21 protein-coding genes are annotated in these 20,448 nt (G+C 55.5%); 12 read left to right on the top strand and 9 right to left on the bottom strand.

Translation table 11 applies throughout. The annotated features are described in order from the left end of the window. Window positions 1–180 precede the first annotated feature (180 nt). The 6 genes from aspS (at window position 181) to ruvB (ending at window position 5,459) form a co-directional block, all read left to right on the top strand. Window positions 181–1,953 carry an aspartate--tRNA ligase gene (gene aspS, locus GV764_RS18355; RefSeq protein ID WP_161661376.1) on the top strand — a complete coding sequence of 591 codons (1,773 nt, stop codon included), beginning with the start codon at window positions 181–183 and terminating at the stop codon, window positions 1,951–1,953. A 1-nt stretch (window position 1,954) separates the two neighbouring features. Further along, window positions 1,955–2,398 (top strand): dihydroneopterin triphosphate diphosphatase, encoded by a 444-nt coding sequence (nudB, locus tag GV764_RS18350; protein WP_125291906.1) that lies wholly within the window; start codon window positions 1,955–1,957, stop codon window positions 2,396–2,398. Window positions 2,399–2,425: 27 nt separating this feature from the next. Beyond that, window positions 2,426–3,166, top strand: coding sequence for a YebC/PmpR family DNA-binding transcriptional regulator (locus GV764_RS18345; RefSeq protein ID WP_002462916.1), 741 nt, complete (start codon window positions 2,426–2,428; stop codon window positions 3,164–3,166). Between the two features lie 30 nt (window positions 3,167–3,196). After that, the gene (gene ruvC / locus GV764_RS18340) at window positions 3,197–3,718 is read left to right on the top strand and encodes a crossover junction endodeoxyribonuclease RuvC (protein WP_125291907.1); all 522 of its coding nucleotides are present in this window, start codon (window positions 3,197–3,199) and stop codon (window positions 3,716–3,718) included. Between the two features lie 110 nt (window positions 3,719–3,828). Continuing rightward, window positions 3,829–4,440, top strand: coding sequence for a Holliday junction branch migration protein RuvA (gene ruvA, locus GV764_RS18335; RefSeq protein WP_125291908.1), 612 nt, complete (start codon window positions 3,829–3,831; stop codon window positions 4,438–4,440). Between the two features lie 8 nt (window positions 4,441–4,448). Continuing rightward, on the top strand, window positions 4,449–5,459 hold the full coding sequence (gene ruvB / locus GV764_RS18330) for a Holliday junction branch migration DNA helicase RuvB (RefSeq protein WP_161661375.1): 1,011 nt from the start codon (window positions 4,449–4,451) through the stop codon (window positions 5,457–5,459). Between the two features lie 33 nt (window positions 5,460–5,492). On the opposite strand, the gene znuB is transcribed toward ruvB, so the two are convergent. Then, on the bottom strand, window positions 5,493–6,278 hold the full coding sequence (gene znuB, locus GV764_RS18325; RefSeq protein ID WP_161661374.1) for a zinc ABC transporter permease subunit ZnuB: 786 nt from the start codon (window positions 6,276–6,278) through the stop codon (window positions 5,493–5,495). Beyond that, window positions 6,275–7,030 (bottom strand): zinc ABC transporter ATP-binding protein ZnuC, encoded by a 756-nt coding sequence (gene znuC / locus GV764_RS18320; RefSeq protein WP_125291911.1) that lies wholly within the window; start codon window positions 7,028–7,030, stop codon window positions 6,275–6,277. The genes znuB and znuC overlap by 4 nt, the downstream gene beginning before the upstream one ends. A 78-nt stretch (window positions 7,031–7,108) precedes the next feature. On the opposite strand from znuC, the gene znuA reads away from it, so the two are divergent. From znuA to lpxM, 3 genes are all read left to right on the top strand, one after another. Beyond that, the gene (gene znuA / locus GV764_RS18315; protein ID WP_161661373.1) at window positions 7,109–8,053 is read left to right on the top strand and encodes a zinc ABC transporter substrate-binding protein ZnuA; all 945 of its coding nucleotides are present in this window, start codon (window positions 7,109–7,111) and stop codon (window positions 8,051–8,053) included. A gap of 15 nt (window positions 8,054–8,068) precedes the next feature. Further along, window positions 8,069–9,391: a murein DD-endopeptidase MepM gene (gene mepM, locus GV764_RS18310; protein ID WP_161661372.1), complete on the top strand. Its 1,323-nt coding sequence runs from the start codon at window positions 8,069–8,071 to the stop codon at window positions 9,389–9,391. Window positions 9,392–9,516: 125 nt separating this feature from the next. Next, the gene (lpxM, locus tag GV764_RS18305) at window positions 9,517–10,488 is read left to right on the top strand and encodes a lauroyl-Kdo(2)-lipid IV(A) myristoyltransferase (RefSeq protein WP_161661371.1); all 972 of its coding nucleotides are present in this window, start codon (window positions 9,517–9,519) and stop codon (window positions 10,486–10,488) included. 51 nt (window positions 10,489–10,539) lie between these two features. Here the strand turns inward: lpxM and GV764_RS18300 are convergent, their stop codons facing one another. Continuing rightward, on the bottom strand, window positions 10,540–11,424 hold the full coding sequence (locus GV764_RS18300; protein ID WP_161661370.1) for an HARLDQ motif MBL-fold protein: 885 nt from the start codon (window positions 11,422–11,424) through the stop codon (window positions 10,540–10,542). Between the two features lie 73 nt (window positions 11,425–11,497). On the opposite strand from GV764_RS18300, the gene GV764_RS18295 reads away from it, so the two are divergent. After that, window positions 11,498–12,403 carry a LysR family transcriptional regulator gene (locus tag GV764_RS18295; protein WP_161661422.1) on the top strand — a complete coding sequence of 302 codons (906 nt, stop codon included), beginning with the start codon at window positions 11,498–11,500 and terminating at the stop codon, window positions 12,401–12,403. Window positions 12,404–12,440: 37 nt separating this feature from the next. Here the strand turns inward: GV764_RS18295 and GV764_RS18290 are convergent, their stop codons facing one another. The 6 genes from GV764_RS18290 to ptsP form a co-directional block, all read right to left on the bottom strand. Beyond that, entirely contained in the window at window positions 12,441–12,704 is a 264-nt protein-coding gene (locus GV764_RS18290) for a monooxygenase (RefSeq protein ID WP_161661369.1), read from the bottom strand. A 300-nt stretch (window positions 12,705–13,004) separates the two neighbouring features. Beyond that, window positions 13,005–13,955 carry a transaldolase gene (gene tal, locus GV764_RS18285; protein ID WP_161661368.1) on the bottom strand — a complete coding sequence of 317 codons (951 nt, stop codon included), beginning with the start codon at window positions 13,953–13,955 and terminating at the stop codon, window positions 13,005–13,007. A gap of 63 nt (window positions 13,956–14,018) precedes the next feature. Further along, a complete protein-coding gene (locus GV764_RS18280) occupies window positions 14,019–15,272 on the bottom strand; it encodes a class II D-tagatose-bisphosphate aldolase non-catalytic subunit (protein WP_161661367.1) in 1,254 nt (417 codons plus the stop codon). Between the two features lie 9 nt (window positions 15,273–15,281). Continuing rightward, window positions 15,282–16,385, bottom strand: a complete 1,104-nt coding sequence (locus tag GV764_RS18275) for a PTS fructose transporter subunit IIC (RefSeq protein WP_161661366.1) — start codon at window positions 16,383–16,385, stop codon at window positions 15,282–15,284. A 127-nt stretch (window positions 16,386–16,512) separates the two neighbouring features. After that, complete coding sequence (locus GV764_RS18270) at window positions 16,513–16,833, bottom strand: PTS fructose transporter subunit IIB (protein ID WP_161661365.1); 321 nt, start codon at window positions 16,831–16,833, stop codon at window positions 16,513–16,515. 27 nt (window positions 16,834–16,860) lie between these two features. Further along, window positions 16,861–19,371: a phosphoenolpyruvate--protein phosphotransferase gene (gene ptsP, locus GV764_RS18265; RefSeq protein ID WP_161661364.1), complete on the bottom strand. Its 2,511-nt coding sequence runs from the start codon at window positions 19,369–19,371 to the stop codon at window positions 16,861–16,863. Window positions 19,372–19,666: 295 nt separating this feature from the next. Between ptsP and GV764_RS18260 the strand changes: the two genes are divergently transcribed. Together GV764_RS18260 and GV764_RS22255 are read left to right on the top strand one after the other, a co-directional pair. After that, a complete protein-coding gene (locus tag GV764_RS18260) occupies window positions 19,667–20,320 on the top strand; it encodes an HAD-IA family hydrolase (RefSeq protein WP_161661363.1) in 654 nt (217 codons plus the stop codon). 14 nt (window positions 20,321–20,334) lie between these two features. Then, on the top strand, window positions 20,335–20,448 hold a 114-nt coding region (locus GV764_RS22255; RefSeq protein WP_161661362.1), incomplete at its 3' end, for a hypothetical protein.

The raw sequence follows: 20,448 nt of genomic DNA, 5'->3' as shown, positions 1-20,448 counted from the left end.
TAATTTTTGTGAGAATCGACCGTTCGGCGCATAGCAATCGCGCGACCAGACGGGTTCGGGCTTATCGTAGTGCGGAAATTCCAGTATAATAGCCGCCTTTTTTCATCCAGTGTAAAGCTGCGACAGTGGTGCCTGCGGGGCAGGTGACAAACGGCCTGCGGCAAAATTAAGGGATATCTCATGCGTACAGAATATTGCGGGCAGCTCAATAAGTCCCATGTGGGACAAGAAGTGACGCTGTGTGGTTGGGTTAATCGTCGTCGCGATCTCGGTAGCCTTATTTTTATCGACATGCGTGACCGTGAAGGCATTGTTCAGGTGTTCTTTGATCCCGACCGCGATGCGGCGTTCAAGCTGGCTTCCGAGTTGCGTAATGAGTTCTGCATTCAAATCAAAGGCCTGGTGCGCGCGCGCGACGAACGCAATATTAACCGCGACATGGCGACCGGCGAAGTGGAAGTGTTCGCCACCGAACTGAACATCATCAACCGCGCCGAGCCGTTGCCGCTGGACTCTAACCAGGTCAACACCGAAGAAGCGCGTCTTAAGTACCGCTACCTGGATCTGCGTCGTCCGGAAATGGCTCAGCGCCTGAAAACGCGCGCGAAAATCACCAGCTTCGTGCGCCGCTTTATGGACGACCACGGTTTCCTGGATATCGAAACCCCGATGCTCACCAAAGCCACGCCGGAAGGCGCGCGCGACTATCTGGTGCCGTCTCGCGTTCATAAAGGCAAATTCTACGCGCTGCCGCAGTCGCCTCAGCTGTTCAAGCAGCTGCTGATGATGTCCGGTTTTGACCGTTACTATCAGATTGTGAAGTGCTTCCGTGACGAAGACCTGCGCGCCGATCGCCAGCCGGAATTTACCCAGATCGATGTGGAAACCTCGTTCATGACCGCGCCGCAGGTGCGTGAAGTGATGGAACAGCTGGTTCACGATCTGTGGCTGGATGTGAAGGGCGTGGACCTGGGCGCATTCCCGGTAATGACCTTTGCCGAAGCCGAGCGTCGTTACGGTTCCGATAAACCGGACCTGCGTAACCCGATGGAGCTGGTGGACGTCGCCGATCTGGTGAAAGACGTGGAATTCAGCGTCTTCGCAGGCCCGGCCAACGATGCCAAAGGCCGCGTGGCTGCCCTGCGCGTACCGGGCGGCGCTGAGCTGACCCGTAAACAGATCGACGAATACGGCAAGTTCGTGACCATTTATGGCGCGAAAGGCCTGGCGTACATTAAAGTTAACCAGCGCAGCGCCGGTATTGAAGGCATCAATAGCCCGATCGCCAAATTCCTTAACGCCGACATCATCAACGCGATCCTTGAGCGCACCGGCGCGCAGGATGGCGACATGATTTTCTTCGGCGCGGACAACAAAAAAGTCGTCGCCGACGCGCTGGGCGCGCTGCGCCTCAAGCTGGGCAAAGATCTGAAAATCACCGACGAAAACGCCTGGGCACCGCTGTGGGTCATCGACTTCCCGATGTTTGAAGACGACGGCGAAGGCGGCCTGACCGCGATGCATCACCCGTTCACCTCACCGAAAGACATGACCGCCGCCGAGCTGAAAGCCGCGCCGGAAAATGCCGTGGCGAACGCCTACGATATGGTGATCAACGGTTACGAAGTGGGCGGCGGCTCGGTGCGTATCTACAGCGGCGAGATGCAGCAGACCGTATTCGGCATCCTGGGCATCAACGAACAGGAACAGCGCGAGAAATTCGGCTTCCTGCTCGACGCCCTGAAATTCGGTACTCCGCCGCATGCGGGCCTGGCGTTCGGTCTGGACCGTTTGACCATGCTGCTCACCGGCACCGACAACATTCGCGACGTGATCGCCTTCCCGAAAACCACGGCGGCGGCCTGTCTGATGACCGAAGCGCCGAGCTTCGCCAACCAGGCGGCGCTGGAAGAGCTGGGCATCGCGGTGGTGAAGAAGGAAGAGAAAAACTGATATGGCCTATAAGCGTCCCGTTTCTGTCCTGGTGGTGATTTTTGCGAGAGATACGAAGCGGGTGCTGATGTTGCAGCGGCGCGATGACCCGGAATTCTGGCAGTCGGTTACCGGCAGCGTAGAAGAAGGGGAAACCGCGCCGCAGGCCGCCGCGCGTGAAGTAAAGGAAGAGGTCTCGATTGACGTTGCTGCTGAGCAACTGACCTTGATGGACTGTCAACGCACGGTGGAGTTTGAAATTTTTAGTCATTTACGTCATCGCTACGCGCCGGGAATCGAGCGAAATACCGAATCCTGGTTTTGCCTGGGGCTGCCGAGCGAGCGGGAAATTGTGTTCACCGAACACTTAACCTACCGCTGGGTGGATGCTGCGCAAGCCGCAGCGCTCACCAAATCGTGGAGCAACCGGCAAGCGATTGAAGAATTTGTTATTAACGTAGCCTGAGAAGGCGCGCTCTTTGAGGAAAAATTTATGGCAGGTCACAGTAAATGGGCCAACACCAAACACCGCAAAGCGGCACAGGATGCCAAACGCGGTAAGATTTTCACCAAAATTATTCGCGAGCTGGTTACCGCTGCGCGTTTAGGCGGCGGCGATGCCGGCTCCAACCCGCGTCTGCGTGCGGCAATTGATAAAGCGTTGTCGAACAACATGACCCGCGACACCCTGAACCGTGCGATTGCGCGCGGCGTGGGCGGCGATGACGACGCGAACATGGAAACCATCATTTATGAAGGTTACGGTCCTGGCGGCACGGCGGTGATGGTGGAATGCCTGTCCGACAACCGCAACCGCACCGTGGCGGAAGTGCGCCATGCCTTCAGCAAATGCGGCGGTAACCTGGGCACTGACGGTTCCGTAGCCTATCTGTTCAGCAAGAAAGGGGTGATCTCTTTCGAAGCGGGCGATGAAGACGCCATCATGGAAGCGGCTCTGGAAGCCGGTGCGGAAGACGTGGTGACCTTCGATGACGGCGCGATTGACGTCTATACCGCGTGGGAAGAGATGGGCGCGGTGCGTGATGCGCTGGAAGCCGCTGGCCTGAAAGCCGACAACGCCGAAGTCTCCATGATCCCGTCTACCAAAGCCGATATGGACGCGGAAACCGCGCCGAAACTGCTGCGTTTGATCGACATGCTGGAAGACTGCGACGATGTGCAGGAGGTTTACCACAACGGTGAGATCTCCGACGAAGTCGCTGCAACGTTGTGATTATTGCTGTAGCCAAACCGGAGGCGCGTGATGGCAATTATTCTCGGGATTGATCCGGGGTCACGCGTTACCGGCTATGGCGTGATCCGCCAGGTCGGCAGGCAGCTCAGCTATCTCGGCAGCGGCTGCATCCGCACCAAAGTGGACGATTTGCCCTCGCGCCTGAAGCTTATCTACGCGGGGGTGAGCGAAATCATTACCCAGTTCCAGCCGGACTATTTCGCCATCGAGCAGGTCTTTATGGCGAAAAACGCCGACTCGGCGCTGAAGCTCGGCCAGGCGCGCGGCGTTGCGATTGTCGCGGCGGTCAATCATGATCTGCCGGTCTTCGAATACGCCGCCCGTCAGGTTAAGCAGACGGTGGTCGGCATCGGCAGCGCCGAGAAAAGCCAGGTGCAGCATATGGTGCGCACCCTGCTAAAACTGCCCGCCAACCCGCAGGCAGATGCGGCAGATGCGCTCGCCATCGCCATCACCCATTGCCACATCAGCCAGAACGCGACACAGATGAGCGAGTCGCGGCTTAATCTGGCAAGAGGGCGGTTAAGATAAATCAGGCTGGATATCTATCCAGCCTTTTTTATATGATAGCCTTATCTTCCTCACGCATCCCTGCGTGAACCTCAGGAAACATTTTTAGCCGCTAACCGCAGGAGCGTATTGTGATAGGCAGACTCAGAGGCATCGTTCTGGAAAAGCAACCCCCGCTGGTATTACTGGAAGCGGGCGGTGTCGGTTATGAAGTGCATATGCCGATGACCTGCTTTTATGAGCTCCCGGAGACGGGGCAGGAAGCGGTGGTGTTTACCCATTTCGTGGTGCGTGAAGATGCGCAACTGCTGTTTGGCTTCAATAATAAGCAGGAGCGCACTTTGTTCCGCGAATTAATCAAAGTGAACGGCGTTGGCCCGAAACTGGCGCTGGCGATCCTTTCCGGTATGTCTGCCCAGCAGTTCGTCAACGCCGTCGAGCGCGAAGAGCCCGCGGCGCTGGTGAAGCTGCCGGGTATCGGCAAAAAAACCGCCGAGCGCCTGGTCGTGGAAATGAAAGACCGCTTCAAAGGCCTGCATGGCGATCTGTTTACCCCGGCTGCCGATCTGGTGCTTACGTCGCCTGCCAGCCCGGCCAAAGACGACGCCGAAGCGGAAGCCGTTGCCGCGCTGGTGGCATTGGGTTATAAACCGCAGGAAGCGAGCCGTATGGTAAGCAAACTGGCGCGTCCTGATGCGGACAGCGAAACCCTTATCCGCGAAGCATTACGCGCGGCATTGTGAGGTAACGGATGATAGAAGCAGACCGCCTGGTTTCCGCTGCGAACATAACCCAGGAAGAGATCATAGACCGGGCCATTCGTCCGAAGCTGCTGGAAGAGTATATCGGCCAGCCGCAGGTGCGTTCGCAGATGGAGATCTTTATCCAGGCGGCCAGGCTGCGCGGCGATGCGCTGGATCACTTACTGATTTTCGGCCCGCCGGGGCTGGGTAAAACCACGCTGGCTGGCATCGTGGCCAATGAGCTGGGCGTTAATCTGCGCACCACCTCCGGCCCGGTGCTGGAAAAAGCCGGCGATCTCGCCGCCATGCTCACCAACCTTGAACCGCACGACGTGCTGTTTATTGACGAAATTCACCGCCTGTCGCCGATGGTCGAAGAGGTGCTGTATCCGGCGATGGAAGATTACCAACTGGATATCATGATTGGCGAAGGCCCGGCGGCCCGTTCCATCAAAATCGACCTGCCGCCCTTTACCCTGATTGGCGCAACGACCCGCGCCGGATCGCTGACGTCGCCGCTGCGCGACCGTTTCGGCATCGTGCAGCGGCTGGAGTTTTATCAGGTGGCGGATTTGCAGCACATCGTTAATCGCAGCGCCCAGCATATGGGCCTGGATATGAGCAACGAGGGCGCGCTGGAAGTGGCTAAGCGCGCGCGCGGCACGCCGCGTATCGCCAACCGGCTGCTGCGCCGGGTGCGGGATTTCGCTGAGGTGCGCCATAACGGGATGATTTCCCAGGACGTGGCGTCCCAGGCGCTGGATATGCTTAACGTTGACGCCGAAGGCTTCGACTATATGGACCGCAAGCTGCTGCTGGCGATTATCGATAAGTTCTTCGGCGGGCCGGTAGGGCTGGATAACCTGGCGGCAGCGATTGGCGAAGAGCGGGAAACCATTGAGGATGTGCTGGAGCCCTTCCTGATCCAGCAGGGCTTTTTACAGCGCACGCCGCGTGGCCGTATGGCGACGACGCGCGCCTGGCAGCATTTCGGGATCACCCCTCCGGCGATGCCGTGAGGTAACAAGGGCGGACATTTCCGCCCTTTTTTGTTATGCCGCGCTTTTCTTCATCATGGTGAGAATAAACATCAGCGCCGCCGCCAGCACCACCGATGGGCCTGCGGGCGTGTCGTAAAACGCCGAGAACGTCAGCCCGCCAGTCACGGCGATCATGCCGATAATCACCGCAATACCCGCCATCTGCTCCGGAGTGCGGGCAAAACGCCGCGCGGTAGCCGCCGGAATAATCAGCAGCGACGTGATAATCAGCGCCCCGACAAACTTCATCGCAACGCCAATCGTTAACGCCGTGACCAGCATCAGCAGCATTTTCACACGCTGGAGCTTAACGCCGTCGACAAAGGCCAGGTCCGGGCTGATGGTCATTGCCAGCAGGCTGCGCCACTGCCACGCCAGCACCGCGATCACAATCGCCACCCCAATGGCGATGGAAATAATGTCCGCCGGGGTGACCGACAGCAGATCGCCAAACAGATAGGCCATTAAATCCACCCGGATATTGGACATCAGGCTCACCACCACCAGGCCCAGCGACAGCGCGCTGTGGGCCATGATCCCCAGCAGGGTATCAATCGCCAGGTGCGGACGTTTTTCCAGAATCACTAACCCCACCGCCAGCAGCAGCGTCACGGCGATCACCGCATAAAACGGATTGACGTTCAGCAGCAGACCAAAGGCGACGCCCAGCAGCGAGGCGTGGGCGAGGGTATCGCCGAAGTAGGACATGCGCCGCCAGACCACAAATGAACCCAGCGGGCCTGCGGCGCAGGCGAGCAGCATCCCGGCAAACCAGCCGGGCAATAATAATTCAATCATGAGTGACCGTTTCCCCGACGCAGGACAATCCGACCCTGAAGGTCGTGGCGATGATTATGATGGTGGCGATAGATGCCCAGTTGTTCCGCGCCGCGCGGGCCGAACATTGAAATAAATTCCGGGTGCATCGACACCACTTCCGGCGTGCCGGAGCAGCAGATATGGTGATTCAGGCACAGCACGTCGTCGGTTTTCGCCATCACCAGATGCAAATCGTGGGACACCATCAGCACCGCGCAATCCAGCTCGCAGCGCAGTTTGTCGATCAGATCGTACAGCGCCACCTGGCCATTGACGTCCACGCCCTGGGTTGGCTCATCCAGCACCAGCAACTGCGGCTGATTGAGCAGCGCCCGCGCCAGTAAAACGCGCTGGTTTTCACCGCCAGATAATTTTTGCATCGGCGCATCGATCAGATGCCCGGCCTGCACGCGCTTGAGCGCGGGTAGAATATCCTGCTTGCGCGCGCCGGGGCGCAGGCGCATAAAGCGGCTCACCGTCAGCGGCAGGGTGGCATCGAGGTGCAGCTTTTGCGGCACATAACCGATGCGCAGGTTGCGGTCGCGCTTGATCACCCCTTCGTCGGGTGCTACCAGCCCTAATACCACGCGCACCAGCGTGGATTTCCCTGCGCCATTCGGGCCGAGCAGCGTCAGGATCCGGCCCGGCTTCAGGCCGAGCGACACGTCAGACAGCACGCGGCGCTGCCCAAACGAGACGGAGACATTTTCCAGTGAAACTAAATTCGTCATGAGAAATTAAGCGTTGCAGAAGTTATCGAATGTTATAATATCACATTCCCGAGCCGATTAACGACGGATAGTTAAATAATGTTACATAAAAAGACGTTTCTTTGCGCTGCACTTTCAGCAGCCGTATGGGGTGGAGTTGTGGCAAACGCGCAGGCGGCGGTCGTCGCTTCGCTTAAACCTCTTGGATTTATCGCTTCAGCCATTGCCGATGGCGTGACTGATACAGAAGTATTACTTCCCGATGGTGCCTCCGAGCATGATTATGCGCTGCGCCCGTCTGATGTAAAACGCTTACAAAACGCGGACTTAGTTGTCTGGGTTGGCCCGGACATGGAAGCCTTTATGCAGAAGCAGGTCAGCCAGTTCCCGGAGCAAAAAAAGGTCACCATGGGCGAATTGCCCGACGTGAAACCGCTGCTCATGAAAGGTGAAGATCATGACCATGACGACGAACACGGGCACGATCATGGCGCTGAAAACGGTGACCACGATCACCATCACGGTGAATATAACATGCATATTTGGCTTTCGCCTGAGATCGCGCGGGCTTCAGCGGTTGCAATCCATGGAAAATTAGTGGAACTTATGCCGCAAAGTAAGGCCAAACTAGACGCCAATCTGCAGCACTTTGAGGCACAATTAGCCCAAACCGATAAGCAGGTTCGCGATGAGCTGGCACCGTTGAAAGGGAAGGGGTATTTCGTTTTTCATGACGCCTACGGCTACTATGAAAAACATTACGGTCTTACGCCCCTGGGTCACTTTACCGTTAACCCTGAAATCCAGCCTGGTGCGCAGCGTTTACATGAAATCAGAACACAGTTGGTTGAGCAAAAAGCAACCTGCGTTTTTGCTGAGCCACAATTCAGGCCAGCGGTAATCGAAGCCGTTGCCAGGGGGACGTCTGTTCGTATGGGAACACTCGATCCGCTGGGAACTGAGGTGAAATTGGGCAAGGACAGCTATAGCGACTTCCTGACCCAGTTGGCAAACCAGTATGCGAGCTGCCTGAAAGGAGATTAACGAGGAAGTGAATACGTGCAACAGATAGCCCGCTCTGTCGCCCTGGCATTTAACAACCTGCCACGCCCCCATCGCGTGATGTTGGGGTCACTAACTTTTCTTACACTTGCGGTCGCCGTCTGGCGACCGTACATCTATCACCCCGAAGCTGCCCCGATTGTCAAAACCATTGAGCTTGAGAAGAGCGAAGTGCGTTCCCTGCTGCCCGAAGCGAGTGAGCCTATCGATCAGGCCCCGCCGGAAGAAGATGAGTCCATCCCGCAGGACGAGCTTGATGATAAAACCGCAGGCGAAACCGGGGTTCACGAATATGTGGTTTCTACCGGCGATACCCTGAGCAGCGTACTGAACCAGTACGGCATTGATATGGGGGATATCAGCACTCTGGCGAACGTCGATAAAGACCTGCGTAATTTAAAAATCGGTCAGCAAATCTCCTGGACCTTAACCCCGGAAGGCGAACTGCAACGCCTGACCTGGGAGATGTCGCGCCGTGAAACCCGCACCTACGATCGCGTCGACGGCGGGTTCAAAATGAGCAGTGAAATCGCCGAAGGCGACTGGGTGAACAATGTGCTGAAAGGCACCGTGGGCGGCAGCTTTGTCGCCAGCGCCAAAGACGCCGGATTAACCAGCAGCGAAATCAGCGCGGTGATCAAAGCCATGCAGTGGCAGATGGACTTCCGCAAGCTGAAAAAAGGCGATGAGTTCTCGGTGCTGATGTCGCGCGAAATGCTCGACGGTAAACGCGAGCAGAGCCAGTTGCTGGGCGTGCGTTTACGCTCCAGCGGCAAAGATTACTACGCGGTGCGCGCGGAAGACGGGAAATTCTACGACCGTAACGGTTCCGGGCTGGCGAAAGGCTTTATGCGTTTCCCGACGGTAAAACAGTTCCGCGTCTCTTCCAACTTTAACCCGCGCCGCCTCAATCCGGTGACGGGCCGCGTCGCCCCGCACAGAGGCGTGGACTTCGCGATGCCGCAGGGTACGCCGGTGCTGGCGGTAGGGGATGGCGAAGTGGTTGTCGCCAAACGCAGCGGCGCGGCAGGGTACTACGTCGCCGTGCGTCACGGTCGCACTTACACCACGCGCTATATGCACCTGAAAAAGCTGCTGGTGAAACCGGGCCAGAAGGTGAAACGCGGCGATCGCATCGCGCTGTCGGGCAACACCGGCCGCTCTACCGGTCCGCACCTGCATTTCGAAATGTGGATCAACCAGCAGGCGGTGAATCCGCTGACGGCTAAACTGCCGCGCTCTGAGGGCCTGACCGGTAAAGACCGTTCGGATTACCTGGCGCAGGTCAAAGAAGTGGTCCCGCAGCTGCGTTTTGATTAATCCTGCCGTTCAGGACAAAGCCGACCTCCCTCCGGGCGTCGGCTTTTCTTTTGTCTCACGCGCCATCAGACGCTAAAATAACGGATTATTTTGCCCATTCTGTTGGGCGCCAGACGGAAAAGGGCATGGAAAAAAGAACTCACCACGAATTTATTCCCACATTTAAAAACGAATTTTTTCATCCGCGCTACTGGGGAGCCTGGTTGGGGATTGCCGCTATCTCTGCGATGGCGCTAACGCCCCCCGCGCTTCGCGATCCGTTACTGGCAACGCTGGGCCGGATAGGCGGTCGGTTTGGTAAAAGCGCCCGTCGTCGCGCGCGTATCAATCTGCTTTATTGTTTCCCTGAATATTCTGAAGAAAAACGCGAAGCCATCATCGATAAGATGTTTGAAACCGCGCCGCAGGCGATAGTCATGATGGCTGAGCTGGCGATTCGCGACCCTAAAAAGGTTATGCCGCGGGTTAACTGGCAGGGCGCGGAAATACTCGAAACGTTCCGTCAGAACAACGAAAACGTTATTTTCCTGGTGCCTCATGGCTGGGGCGTGGATATTCCCGCGATGTTGCTCTCCTCTCAGGGGCAAAAAATGTCGGCAATGTTTCATAACCAGCAAAACAAACTGATTGATTACTGCTGGAACCGCGCCAGAAGACGCTTCGGCGGCAGTATCCACGCCCGTAACGATGGTATAAAGCCGTTTATCACCGCGATTCGCAAAGGTTATTGGGGGTATTATCTGCCGGACCAGGACCACGGCGCGGAGCACAGCGAGTTTGTCGATTTCTTTGCGACCTATAAAGCGACATTGCCTGCCATAGGACGCATGATGAAAGTGTGCCGTGCGCGCGTGGTGCCGCTGTTCCCGGTCTATAACGCCAAAACCCACTGTCTCGACGTGTATATCCGCCCGCCGATGGACGATCTTAACGACGCCGACGATCGCACCATTGCCCGGCGCATGAATGAGGAAGTGGAGATTTTTGTTCGCCCCCATCCTGAGCAATATACCTGGATCCTGAAATTGCTGAAAACGCGTAAAGAAGGGGATATTGAACCTTACAAACGCAAGGATCTGTGGCCGAAAAAGAGATAGCGCCTGAACTGATGCCGGGCTCATCAGGCGACCGGCATCGTCATCAGGGGATTAGCGGGCTGTCTGCTCTTTCAACTGCGCCGCAAAACGCTGTTGAGACTGCGCGACATAACGTTGTAACCCCTCGCGATCGATAAACGCCTCTTTATCGCCCGCCGCCAGGCGGGCCATTTTCCCGGCCAGATCAAAACGCTCCCCTTTATTGGCAACAAAGATATCAACATGCTGCGCAGCCAGTATGCGGAAACTGCGCTCAATATCTTCAGTAAGGGTCGGATAATTTTTATTATCGACCAGGTCATAGCCTGGCGTGGCAAGGCTATCGGCATAAATCATTGTCTTCCCATCCGCAAGGGTAACTAACCATGAGGTGCTGCCTGGCAGATGGCCCGGCGTCAGTAACGCCTTGATGGTTACGTCGCCCAGACGCAGGACATCGCCGTCCTCAACAAGGATATCGGTCTTTACGGGAGGAAACGGCAGGGCATCCCCCAGCGCAAAATCATCTTTGCCACCACGCGCCATCTGTTCGGCATTGGGTCGGCTGGCGACCAGCTTCGCGCCGCTCCACGCTTTGAGCCTGGCAATGCCTCCGGCCTGGTCGAGCCTGGCGTGGCTATTGAGGATCAGGCGGATGTCCGCAATATGAAAGCCCAGGGCGCGGATGTTTTGCCGGATCTGCGCGGCGCTGGCATCCAGCGCGCCGTCGATCAGCACGTGCCCCTTGGGCGTGGCGATCAGCACCGAGGACAAGTTTTCAGTGCCTACATACCAGACGCTCTCTGCAATCCGGAACGGTTTCACCGGTTTTGCCCAGTCAACGAACAGCGAGTAGGGGGGCGCATCCGCCAGCGGTTGGTTGGGATCCAGCGCGGCGTGGCTGGTAAAAGAACTAAACGACATCAGGCAGGCCATCATTAATGCGGAACGTTTCATAACTTCTCCTTTTAATAAGGAGCCGAAGTATAATGAGCATAAATTTAATAAGGTGCAATTGAGTCTCTTATCAGTGAATATCCTGCAACTGGATTTAAATCTCCTCAAAGTGCTGTACGTGATGTTAACCACCGGCTCTACCAGCCTGACGGCAAAGCAACTGGGCCTGAGCGCTTCTGCCGTTAGCCACGCGCTCAACCGGCTGCGGGAATCGCTGGACGATCCGCTGTTTCGTCGCGAAGGTAACCAGCAGGTTCCCACCTTGTTCGCTCTGAGTCTGAAAGAAAAACTGGTTCCGCTGTTCGTCTCGCTGAATGAAGAATTATTTAGCGAAGAAGCTCACGACCAGCGCCGGTTTCGTGTGGCGTTGCCACCCGCGCTTAATGTGCTGCTGACGCCGGAACTGGCGCGTCGCGGCCAGAGTGCCGATGCGGTAATTGAGTGCGTACCGTTTGAACGCCGTGCCTGGCGCGATGAGCTGGTCGAAGGGAAAGTCGATTTGGTGATTGCCGTAGGGGATCATCAACAGCAGCTCAGCGCCCTGCATTATGAACGGGTCGGCAGCACGCGGCTGATTGTGGCGTACGGTCCACCGTTACTGAAGCGAATGAAAGGGCGGGAGAGCATCGATTTTTCAGCGCTTCAGGACTTCAACCATTTTTACTGCCACCCCTGGCCGCAGGCGATCAACGAACTGGACCGGCAGCAGGCGCGCGAAGGCGTGGCGCGGCATCTGGCTTTTATCTGTCAGGATTACAGCCAGCTTGCCCCGGCGCTGCGCAGCGCGCCGCTCCTTGCGGTGATCCCGACGCCCTGGTTCGCCACGCTGGTGGATAAAGCGCAAATTTCTACCCTGCCGCTGGAGGGGTTTCAGGCGCAGGGAAATCTGTTTTTGCAGTACCGAAAATCTACCGTAGCGTGGAAGCAAACAATAATAACCGGGCTGAAACAGGTGTTATCCCGCTATTATCTGCGCTAATGTCATTGTGGCCGGTCAGTTATTAACCGGCATTTTGTTAACCCGCCATTTCGCTATTTTGCTGATCGATGCGCTTATTCGCCTCGCCGCTTTCATTCAGCGCTTTGCTGGCGGCTTTTTCAGCATGTGCGGCGCTGTAGGCGGCTAAATGTCCTATTACGATGGCATAAATACTCATTAAAGAAACCCACAGAATACTGTCTTTCCACCATATTAATGTGGGTATTGTCAGCGCCGCCCATACCAGCGCCAGCGTCAGATGAAATTTAGCCATTCTGCTGGCCGTCATTTTTACTCGCATAGTCTTTTCCCGCTACAACACGTGCCCAAAATATGTACTCATTATCTGTCTGCTTATTGGCATTAAACCTTCAATGTGAATTATCCTTTCGGGTTATTTTATCATCAGGACTGACGCCAGATATAAGCGTAGTCGCGATATCTAAAGGTGAAGGTTTATTTTTGTTACACAATGTACAGTGACGGCCATAATTATCAGGGAGATGAGATAATTATGTTATGAGAAAAATACGATATATTTCTGAGGAGAGATTGTCGGCAAGTAACAGAAAGTTGCCCCGTCTTTCCGGGGCAACGGTGATTATAAATAGGTTTTCAGTAACGCTTCGAGGCTATTCTGGTCGGCGGCAAATAACCGGATCCCTTCTGCCAGTTTTTCGACCGCCATGGCATCCTGATGATGTTGCCAGAAAAATTCCGCTTCGCTTATCGCAGCCGGTTTTGGCTGCACGTCGCCGTGATAAGCCAGTGGGGAAGGCACGGGCGCGTCGCTTTCTTTCAGCTTCGCCAGCAGTTGTGGTGAGACGGTCAGACGATCGCAGCCGTTGAGCGCCAGCACCTGCTCTGGCGTACGGAAGCTGGCACCCATAACCACCGTCTGGTAATCGTGCTGTTTGTAAAACTGATAGATCTTGCGTACCGACTCCACGCCGGGATCGTTATCGGGAGTAAAAACCGTGTCCGGCTGGTTTTTTTTGTACCAGTCGTAGATGCGGCCCACAAACGGCGAAATTAAAAATACGCCTGCATCGGCACAGGCTCTGGCCTGGGCGAAAGAGAACAGCAGCGTCAGGTTACAGTGAATACCCTCTTTTTCCAGCACGCTGGCGGCGCGGATGCCCTGCCAGGTAGCGGCCAGTTTAATTAACACGCGGTCTTTGCCGATGCCTTTCTCTTCATACAGCGCTATCAGTTGCCGCGCTTTATTGATGCTGGCTTCGGTGTCGTAAGAGAGCCGGGCATCCACTTCGGTCGAGATGCGCCCGGGGACGCTTTTGACTATCAGCGCCCCGATGCTGACCGCCAGATAATCCGCGATAGCGGAGGGCCTGGCCTCGCCGCTACTGGCGCGTGATTTCACCGTCGCCACCGCGTCTTCCACCAGCTTCTGATATTGGGGAAGCTGCGCCGCTTTATAGATTAGCGACGGATTGGTCGTGGCGTCTTCGGGTTGATAAGTGGTAATACTGTCAATATCCCCGCTGTCAGCGACAATCACCGTGTGCTGCTTTAATTGCTCAAGCTGATTCATACTGATACCTGTTATTTATCTTCATTAATAAGGAGGGGCCCTCTCCTTATTGTCACATTACGCTTATTTTGCCTGAGCGACCCGCGAGGTCAGGCCAGGCATATTAAAGCACTCGGCTTCATTCTGGATCATGTCTTTAATTTTATTCACCACATAACGCTCCGGCTCCACGCCGAAGGATTTCAGATTGGCAAAGAGGGTTTGCATCTCTTTTACCACGTCCGGTTTTTCATAGTTATAGTGGCCGCTGAGTTCGAGGATCTCTTTCAGTAATTCCGGTTCACTAAAGATCTGCTCTTCGGTTTTATTTTTATGCTCGTCGGTCATCCATTTTTCCCATTTGTGGCTGAGTACGCATTCACGGGTCAAAACGGTTTTGAAATTCGATGCCGATTTAATAAAGCCTTTCGCCGCCAGGTCTTTTTCAACTTCCGCCAGTTTGAGATAGGCACGAGTTTCGATGGTGCCGTAAGCCGGCGCGACATTCATGGCGGTAATGCCAAGACCCGGATGCTTCAGCAGGATCTCGTCAGGCAGATAGTCGCCGTTATGCTCCTTCAGGCCCACGCCGTGGCGGGTGCTGATGGCGGAAAGCTCTGCGGACTGTTTGTCGTTAAAGTTGCCGACGTTTTTGGTCAGGCGGGTCAGCGTGCCGGTCTGGCCGACGATAAACAGCGGCTGCGGCAGGCCTTCGGCAGACAGGCGCTTGTTCAGCTCCACGATAAAGCCTTCATAGGCGCTGATATCGGTCAGGCCGCCGTTGGTCTCTTCGGTGCCCACTTCATAGAAGAATTCTTTCAGGTTATTGGCTTTACGGTACTCTTCGCAGAAACGGATCAGCTCGACGGTGCGGCTCAGCACCAGTTCGATGTCGATCACTTTCCCGACCACATACGGGTCTTTGGTCGGGTCGATGTGCAGCAGATCGAAACCGGCATCCATATCCACCTGATAAGAGCGGCGCGCCAGCGCCATGGCTTCGGCTTCCGGGATGTGGTCTTTACGCTCTTTATCGCGCTGCCACGGGCCGCCGTGGTCGCGACACAGGAAATAATCGCCGTCGAAACCGACTTTTTCCGCCATCGCTTTCAGATCGGCGGCGAAGCGGAACTGATCCCAGTTATTCACATAGCCCGCGCCAAATTCATCAGCGTCCACCTGGTTGCGGCTGGCAATAAACATCAGCGGAAGATCTTTTTCTTTGCCTAATTCAAAACACGCCTGAATAAGGGCCGGCGACATCGGGCCAATACCTAGCATCGTGGATTTACCCCCGTTCACAATATAATCCACGTACTGCTTCATTGTATTTTTCATGATAACTCCTTAGACGTTTTTGATATCTGAAGTGACAGGTTTTTTAACGGCTTCTTTTTTCACCGCATCGTTAATATTCGGACGTAATACGTGCAGACAAATCGCCGTGACAATAACGCCAATAGCCATATCGATGACGTACCACATTGGGGCTTTATTCACGCCCGCCAGTACAATTAATCCGCCGTGCGGGACCATACATTCCACGCCGTGCAGCATCGCCAGACCGGCACCGACGGCGCTGCCGATAATGATTGAGGGCAAAACGGTTTTAAGATTTTTAACGGCGAACGGGATCGCGCCTTCGGTAATACCGATAAAGCCCATAAAGGCGGCGGAGGAGCCCATGCGTTTTTCGTCCTCCGCCCATTTGCGGTGCGAAATATAGGTCGAAAGCGCAATGCCCAGCGGCGGGATAGCGCAGGCGATACGGTACGCGCCGTTCGGGCCATAAATCCCTTCGGCCATCAGCGCCAGGGTGAATGCGGTAGCGGTTTTATTCACCGGCCCGCCCATATCAAAGGCCGCCATCGCGCCGAGGATCAGCCCCAACACCAACCCGCTGCCGCCCTGCATATTGGAGAGCATCGCCACCAGCCATTTCATCGCCACCCCAATCGGGCCGATCAGCACATACAGATACAGCATCCCCACCAGGCAGGTCGACACGATAGGGATGATCAGGATTGGCATCACCGGCATCAGCGACTTGCCGACTTTCCAGGTTTTAATCCACTTAGCGACATAGCCGCTCAGGATGCCGAGCAGCATGGCGCCAAGAAAGCCAGTCACTACTCGGTCATCGCCCAGCGGGGTGCTGGCCATAAAACCGGTGATCAAACCCGGCGTCAGGCCCGGCTTCCCGGCAATGGAGTAAGCGATATACGCGGCGAGCACCGGGATCATCATCCCCAGGCCCGCGCTGCCGATAGCGCCGAGGTTCAGTAAAAACGGATTGGTAACCACAATCCCTTTACCCGGCACGGCTTCACCGCCCACCAGCGACAGCGATAAACAAATCCCGCCCACCACCACCACCGGCATCATATAAGAGACGCCGGTGCTGAATGCCTTAATTAATTCGTCTTTAATGGCTTTCATATTATTCGACATATTCTATTCCTCGCTTCCCGTTTATTGACGCAGCAGGCGAGACCGTGCGTAGGCCTCGCGCCTGAGTGCGAAAATAACGGGTTCACAGAAAGCTAATTAACGTTGTGCGGCACGAGTATTTTAAATATTACCGTGCAAGCTGTTCCGCTTTATTAATAATGGCCGCCGGATCGCGGATCACTTCCGCCGGATTTAATGAAATTACCCGACCCGCGTCTTCCATTTCTTCAAAACGTTCCACGCCTTCGATGCCAATCGCCACCGCCAGAATAACCACATCCGCCCCGGCAATCTCGTCTTCGCTTAATTCGTTTTCAATCCCCATTCCGCCCTGGGTTTCGACTTTAACTTCATAGCCACGTTTTTTGCATTCCTGCTCAATCGCTTCTTGCGCCATATAGGTATGAGCAACACCGGTAATGCAGGCTGCGACGCCGACAATTTTCATAATTAACTCCTGAATGTTGAGATGACTTTAAATATTTAATGTTTGGATCATCAGGTTGTAGAGTACCGTGACGTTTGCGGCATGTTTTATTTCATGGCGAAAATCCTCTTTCATCAGTTTCCGGGCCAGGGTGGAAAAATATTTCATGTGCTCATTCGGATCGGCAGATTTACTGACCGTCAGCATAAACACGGTTTCCACCTGCTGGTCGCCCCAGGTAATAGGTTGAGCGAGCGTCGCCATACTGATGGTGGAATGATCAATATGGTCGGATTTGGTATGCGGAATAGCGAAGCCATAGCCCACGGCGGTAGAAAATGAATCTTCCCGCGCCCAGATATCGTCACACAGCCGATCGCGATTATCGGTGCGATGATGCAGCCAGAGGTTATCGGTCATCATCTTAATCACTTCGTTTTTATCGCTGGCGTCGAGGCCGCAGAGGATAAACTCCGGTGCCAGAATCGGCTTTTTGCTGGCGGGCTTCACGTCCGGCGTTTGCAGCGCGGCTTTCACGTCCGCTGAAGATTTCAGCGCGATAATCTGCTGCGCCAGCTGCTGGCAGCGGGCGTAATCCAGTTCACGCAGCGCGTGTTTGACGGCGGGAATGGCGGTGCCGCTCATGCTGAGTTCGTCAAAGCCCATACCGGTAAACAGCGGCAGAAAATCTTTGCTGGCACCCAGTTCGCCGCAGATGCCGATCCATTTTCCGGCGCGGTGCACTTCGTCTGCGGCGTAACGCATGGCGCGTAAAAATGACGGTGCGTAATTGTTGTAAACCGCCGCCACCTGGGAATTCCCCCGGTCGGCGGCAAAGAAGTACTGGGTCAGATCGTTGCTGCCAACGCTGAAAAAGTCGGCGTGTTCAGCGATTTCCGGGATAGCGAAGATCACCGACGGGACTTCCAGCATCACGCCCAGCGCGATAGCGTCATCGAAGGGGAGGCCCTCGGCGCGCATCATCTGCTTAACGCTCTCCAGCATCTCGCGACACCAGATCACCTCATCCACGTGAGAAATCATCGGGATCATGATTCTGGCGTTGCCCATGGCGGAGGCGGTAAGAATCGCTTTTAGCTGCATGGCAAACAGCTCGCGATAGTGCGGATAGGTACGCACCGCGCGAAATCCCAGGAACGGGTTCTCTTCTTCGCCGATACGCAGGTAGTCCACCGGCTTGTCGCCGCCGATATCAAAAGTGCGGAAGATCACCGGCTTGCCCCCGGCACAGGCCATCACCCGGGTATACAGCTCCGCCAGCTCGGGATAATCCGGCGGCGTTTCCCGGTCCATAAACGACATTTCGGTACGGAACAACCCAACGCCCTCCGCGCCATTGCGGAACGCCGCTTCGGCTTCCGCCAGGCTGGCGATATTGGCGGCAATTTCCACGCGCTGCCCGTCGCAGGTGGCGGCCGGTTGGTGCACCGTGGTCAGCATTTGCTGCTGCATCTTTTCCTGCACCGCCATTTCATGACGGTAATAGCGCAGCACCTGCTCATCCGGCGCGGTGATTAAAATGCCTGGATTGCCGTCGATAATAATGTCCCGCTGCGGCGCCAGCGCGAGGCGGGTAAAATCGATATCCGTCAGGGTAGGGATGCCCAGTGAACGGGCAAGGATCGCGGTATGCGACGTTTTCCCGGTAGAGGAGAGCACCATGCCTGCCAGCCACTGCTTATTAATGGCGAGGAATTTACTCGGCGTCAGGCTGTCGGCCAGAATGATTGACGGTTGGGTCAGTTCAAGGCTGTTTTGCGGCAAAGCCTCCGCGCCATAAATCGCGGTTAACAGCTGGGTGGTAATATCCAGCACGTCGAGGGTGCGCTCTTTAATATATTTACTGGACGATCGATTCAGAATATCGCATAAATCTATCGCCGCCCGAATAATAGCCGACCAGCTATTTTCGCCATTGTCAATATACCCACAAGTCGCCCGCTGAAATTCCGCGTCGGTAAGAATGGATATATGCGCCTGAATAATATCATGCTCAACGCCCTGTTTTATTTCCAGCGCAGCGCGCTTTTCTTCTTTTAACGCCTCCAGCCCGTCGATAAGGTGAATCTTTTCCTGCGCGGCGGGGGCGATGTGACCCGGATTGCGCGCGAATAACTCGTCAAATGTCAGGCTCTGGATCATGACCGGCCTGGCGATAGCTACGCCGCCGCTGATGCGTGAGCCCTGAATAAAACTCAGCCGGGTTTCCCGCAGCGAGCGCGGCAGATAGCCATTTGGCGCAGGGATCTCTTCCTGCGGCGCAGTTTCATAGCCGGGCAGCTTTTTTAATAACGCCGCGAGCTGAGACGCAGCCTGGCGGGCATCTTCGCCCTCAAGCGTAATGTCGCAAATATCATTAAATAACGTATCGGTCGCTACAATTGATAGGGCGCTTTTGGCGCTGCCCTCCAGGCCGGTACGCTTATTTTTCCAGCGCACGTTAGCCTGAAAAGAATTACACAGACGTTCGATATGTCCTGCCGGTCTGGCGTGAATACCATCCCTGAGATCGCACTGATACGTTATTATTTCTGACATAACCACTCCCAAAAACGGTAATCGAATACGAATTAAATTTTTTGAGTAAACAGGCTGTGCTGCATTTCATGGTTATATCCTTTATCGTTATCGCCGTTGTTTGAATAGAAAAAAAGTGACCTTTACAGGAAATAAATTTCCGACGCCGTGTTTTGTGATCGCAGTCATGAAATTAATTTGCTATACCAGAAGATGTCGAAATTACTATTAATACGCGTTTATTGATATTTATTCGCCAGCGAGCCCTGAGGTACAAAATAAATAACGCTATTTTTGTACCCGGATGGTGAGCATTATGCAGTTTCGCGGATTGCTATTTGATTTAGACGGCACCCTGGTTAACTCGCTGGATTTTGTCGAACGCGCCTGGCGCGCCTGGGCAAATAACAAGGGGCTGGACGAGCAGGCGGTTTGCGATTTTTTGCACGGCAAACCGGCGGTCAGTACGCTGCGCCACTTTATGCCCGACGCCAGCGACGCGGTGATAAACACCGAATTTTTGCTTCTGGAGGCCTATGAGGTCCGTCATGCCGTGGGCATGACGCCCGTGTCTGGCGCGGTGGCGTTTCTTCACCAGCTCAATGCCCTTGGCGTGCCCTGGGGGATTGTCACCTCGGGCTCGCTGAAAGTGGCCTCCGCCCGCATCCGCCATGCCGGTTTACCGTTTCCCGCCGCGCTGGTCACCTGTGAAAGTATTCGGCACGGCAAACCCCACCCCGAACCGTTCTTACTGGGCGCGCAAAAGCTCAGTTTACCGGCGTCCTGCTGCATCGCCTTTGAAGACGCTTACGCGGGCCTGCTGTCTGCCCGGGAAGCGGGCTGCGCCGTGGTTGACGTCCGGACGCCGCAGTCGGTGGCGCACGATGTGGATACGCACGCCACCCTCGTTCATTACTGCGACCTCGCCATCACCCCTCTGGGCGGGGGCGAATTTTTCCTCAAGTTTTAGCAATGGAGTTGACTATGCCTTCCAGAAAGACCCTGGCGAATGCCATTCGTTTTCTCAGTATCGACGCAGTACAGAAAGCCAAATCCGGTCACCCGGGCGCCCCGATGGGCATGGCTGACATTGCCGAA

It is taken from the genome of Atlantibacter hermannii (assembly GCF_009907385.1).
Lineage (GTDB): Bacteria > Pseudomonadota > Gammaproteobacteria > Enterobacterales > Enterobacteriaceae > Atlantibacter > Atlantibacter hermannii_A.
The sequence above is the reverse complement of the archived record's forward strand: the minus strand, read 5'-3'. Positions and strand labels throughout refer to the sequence as shown.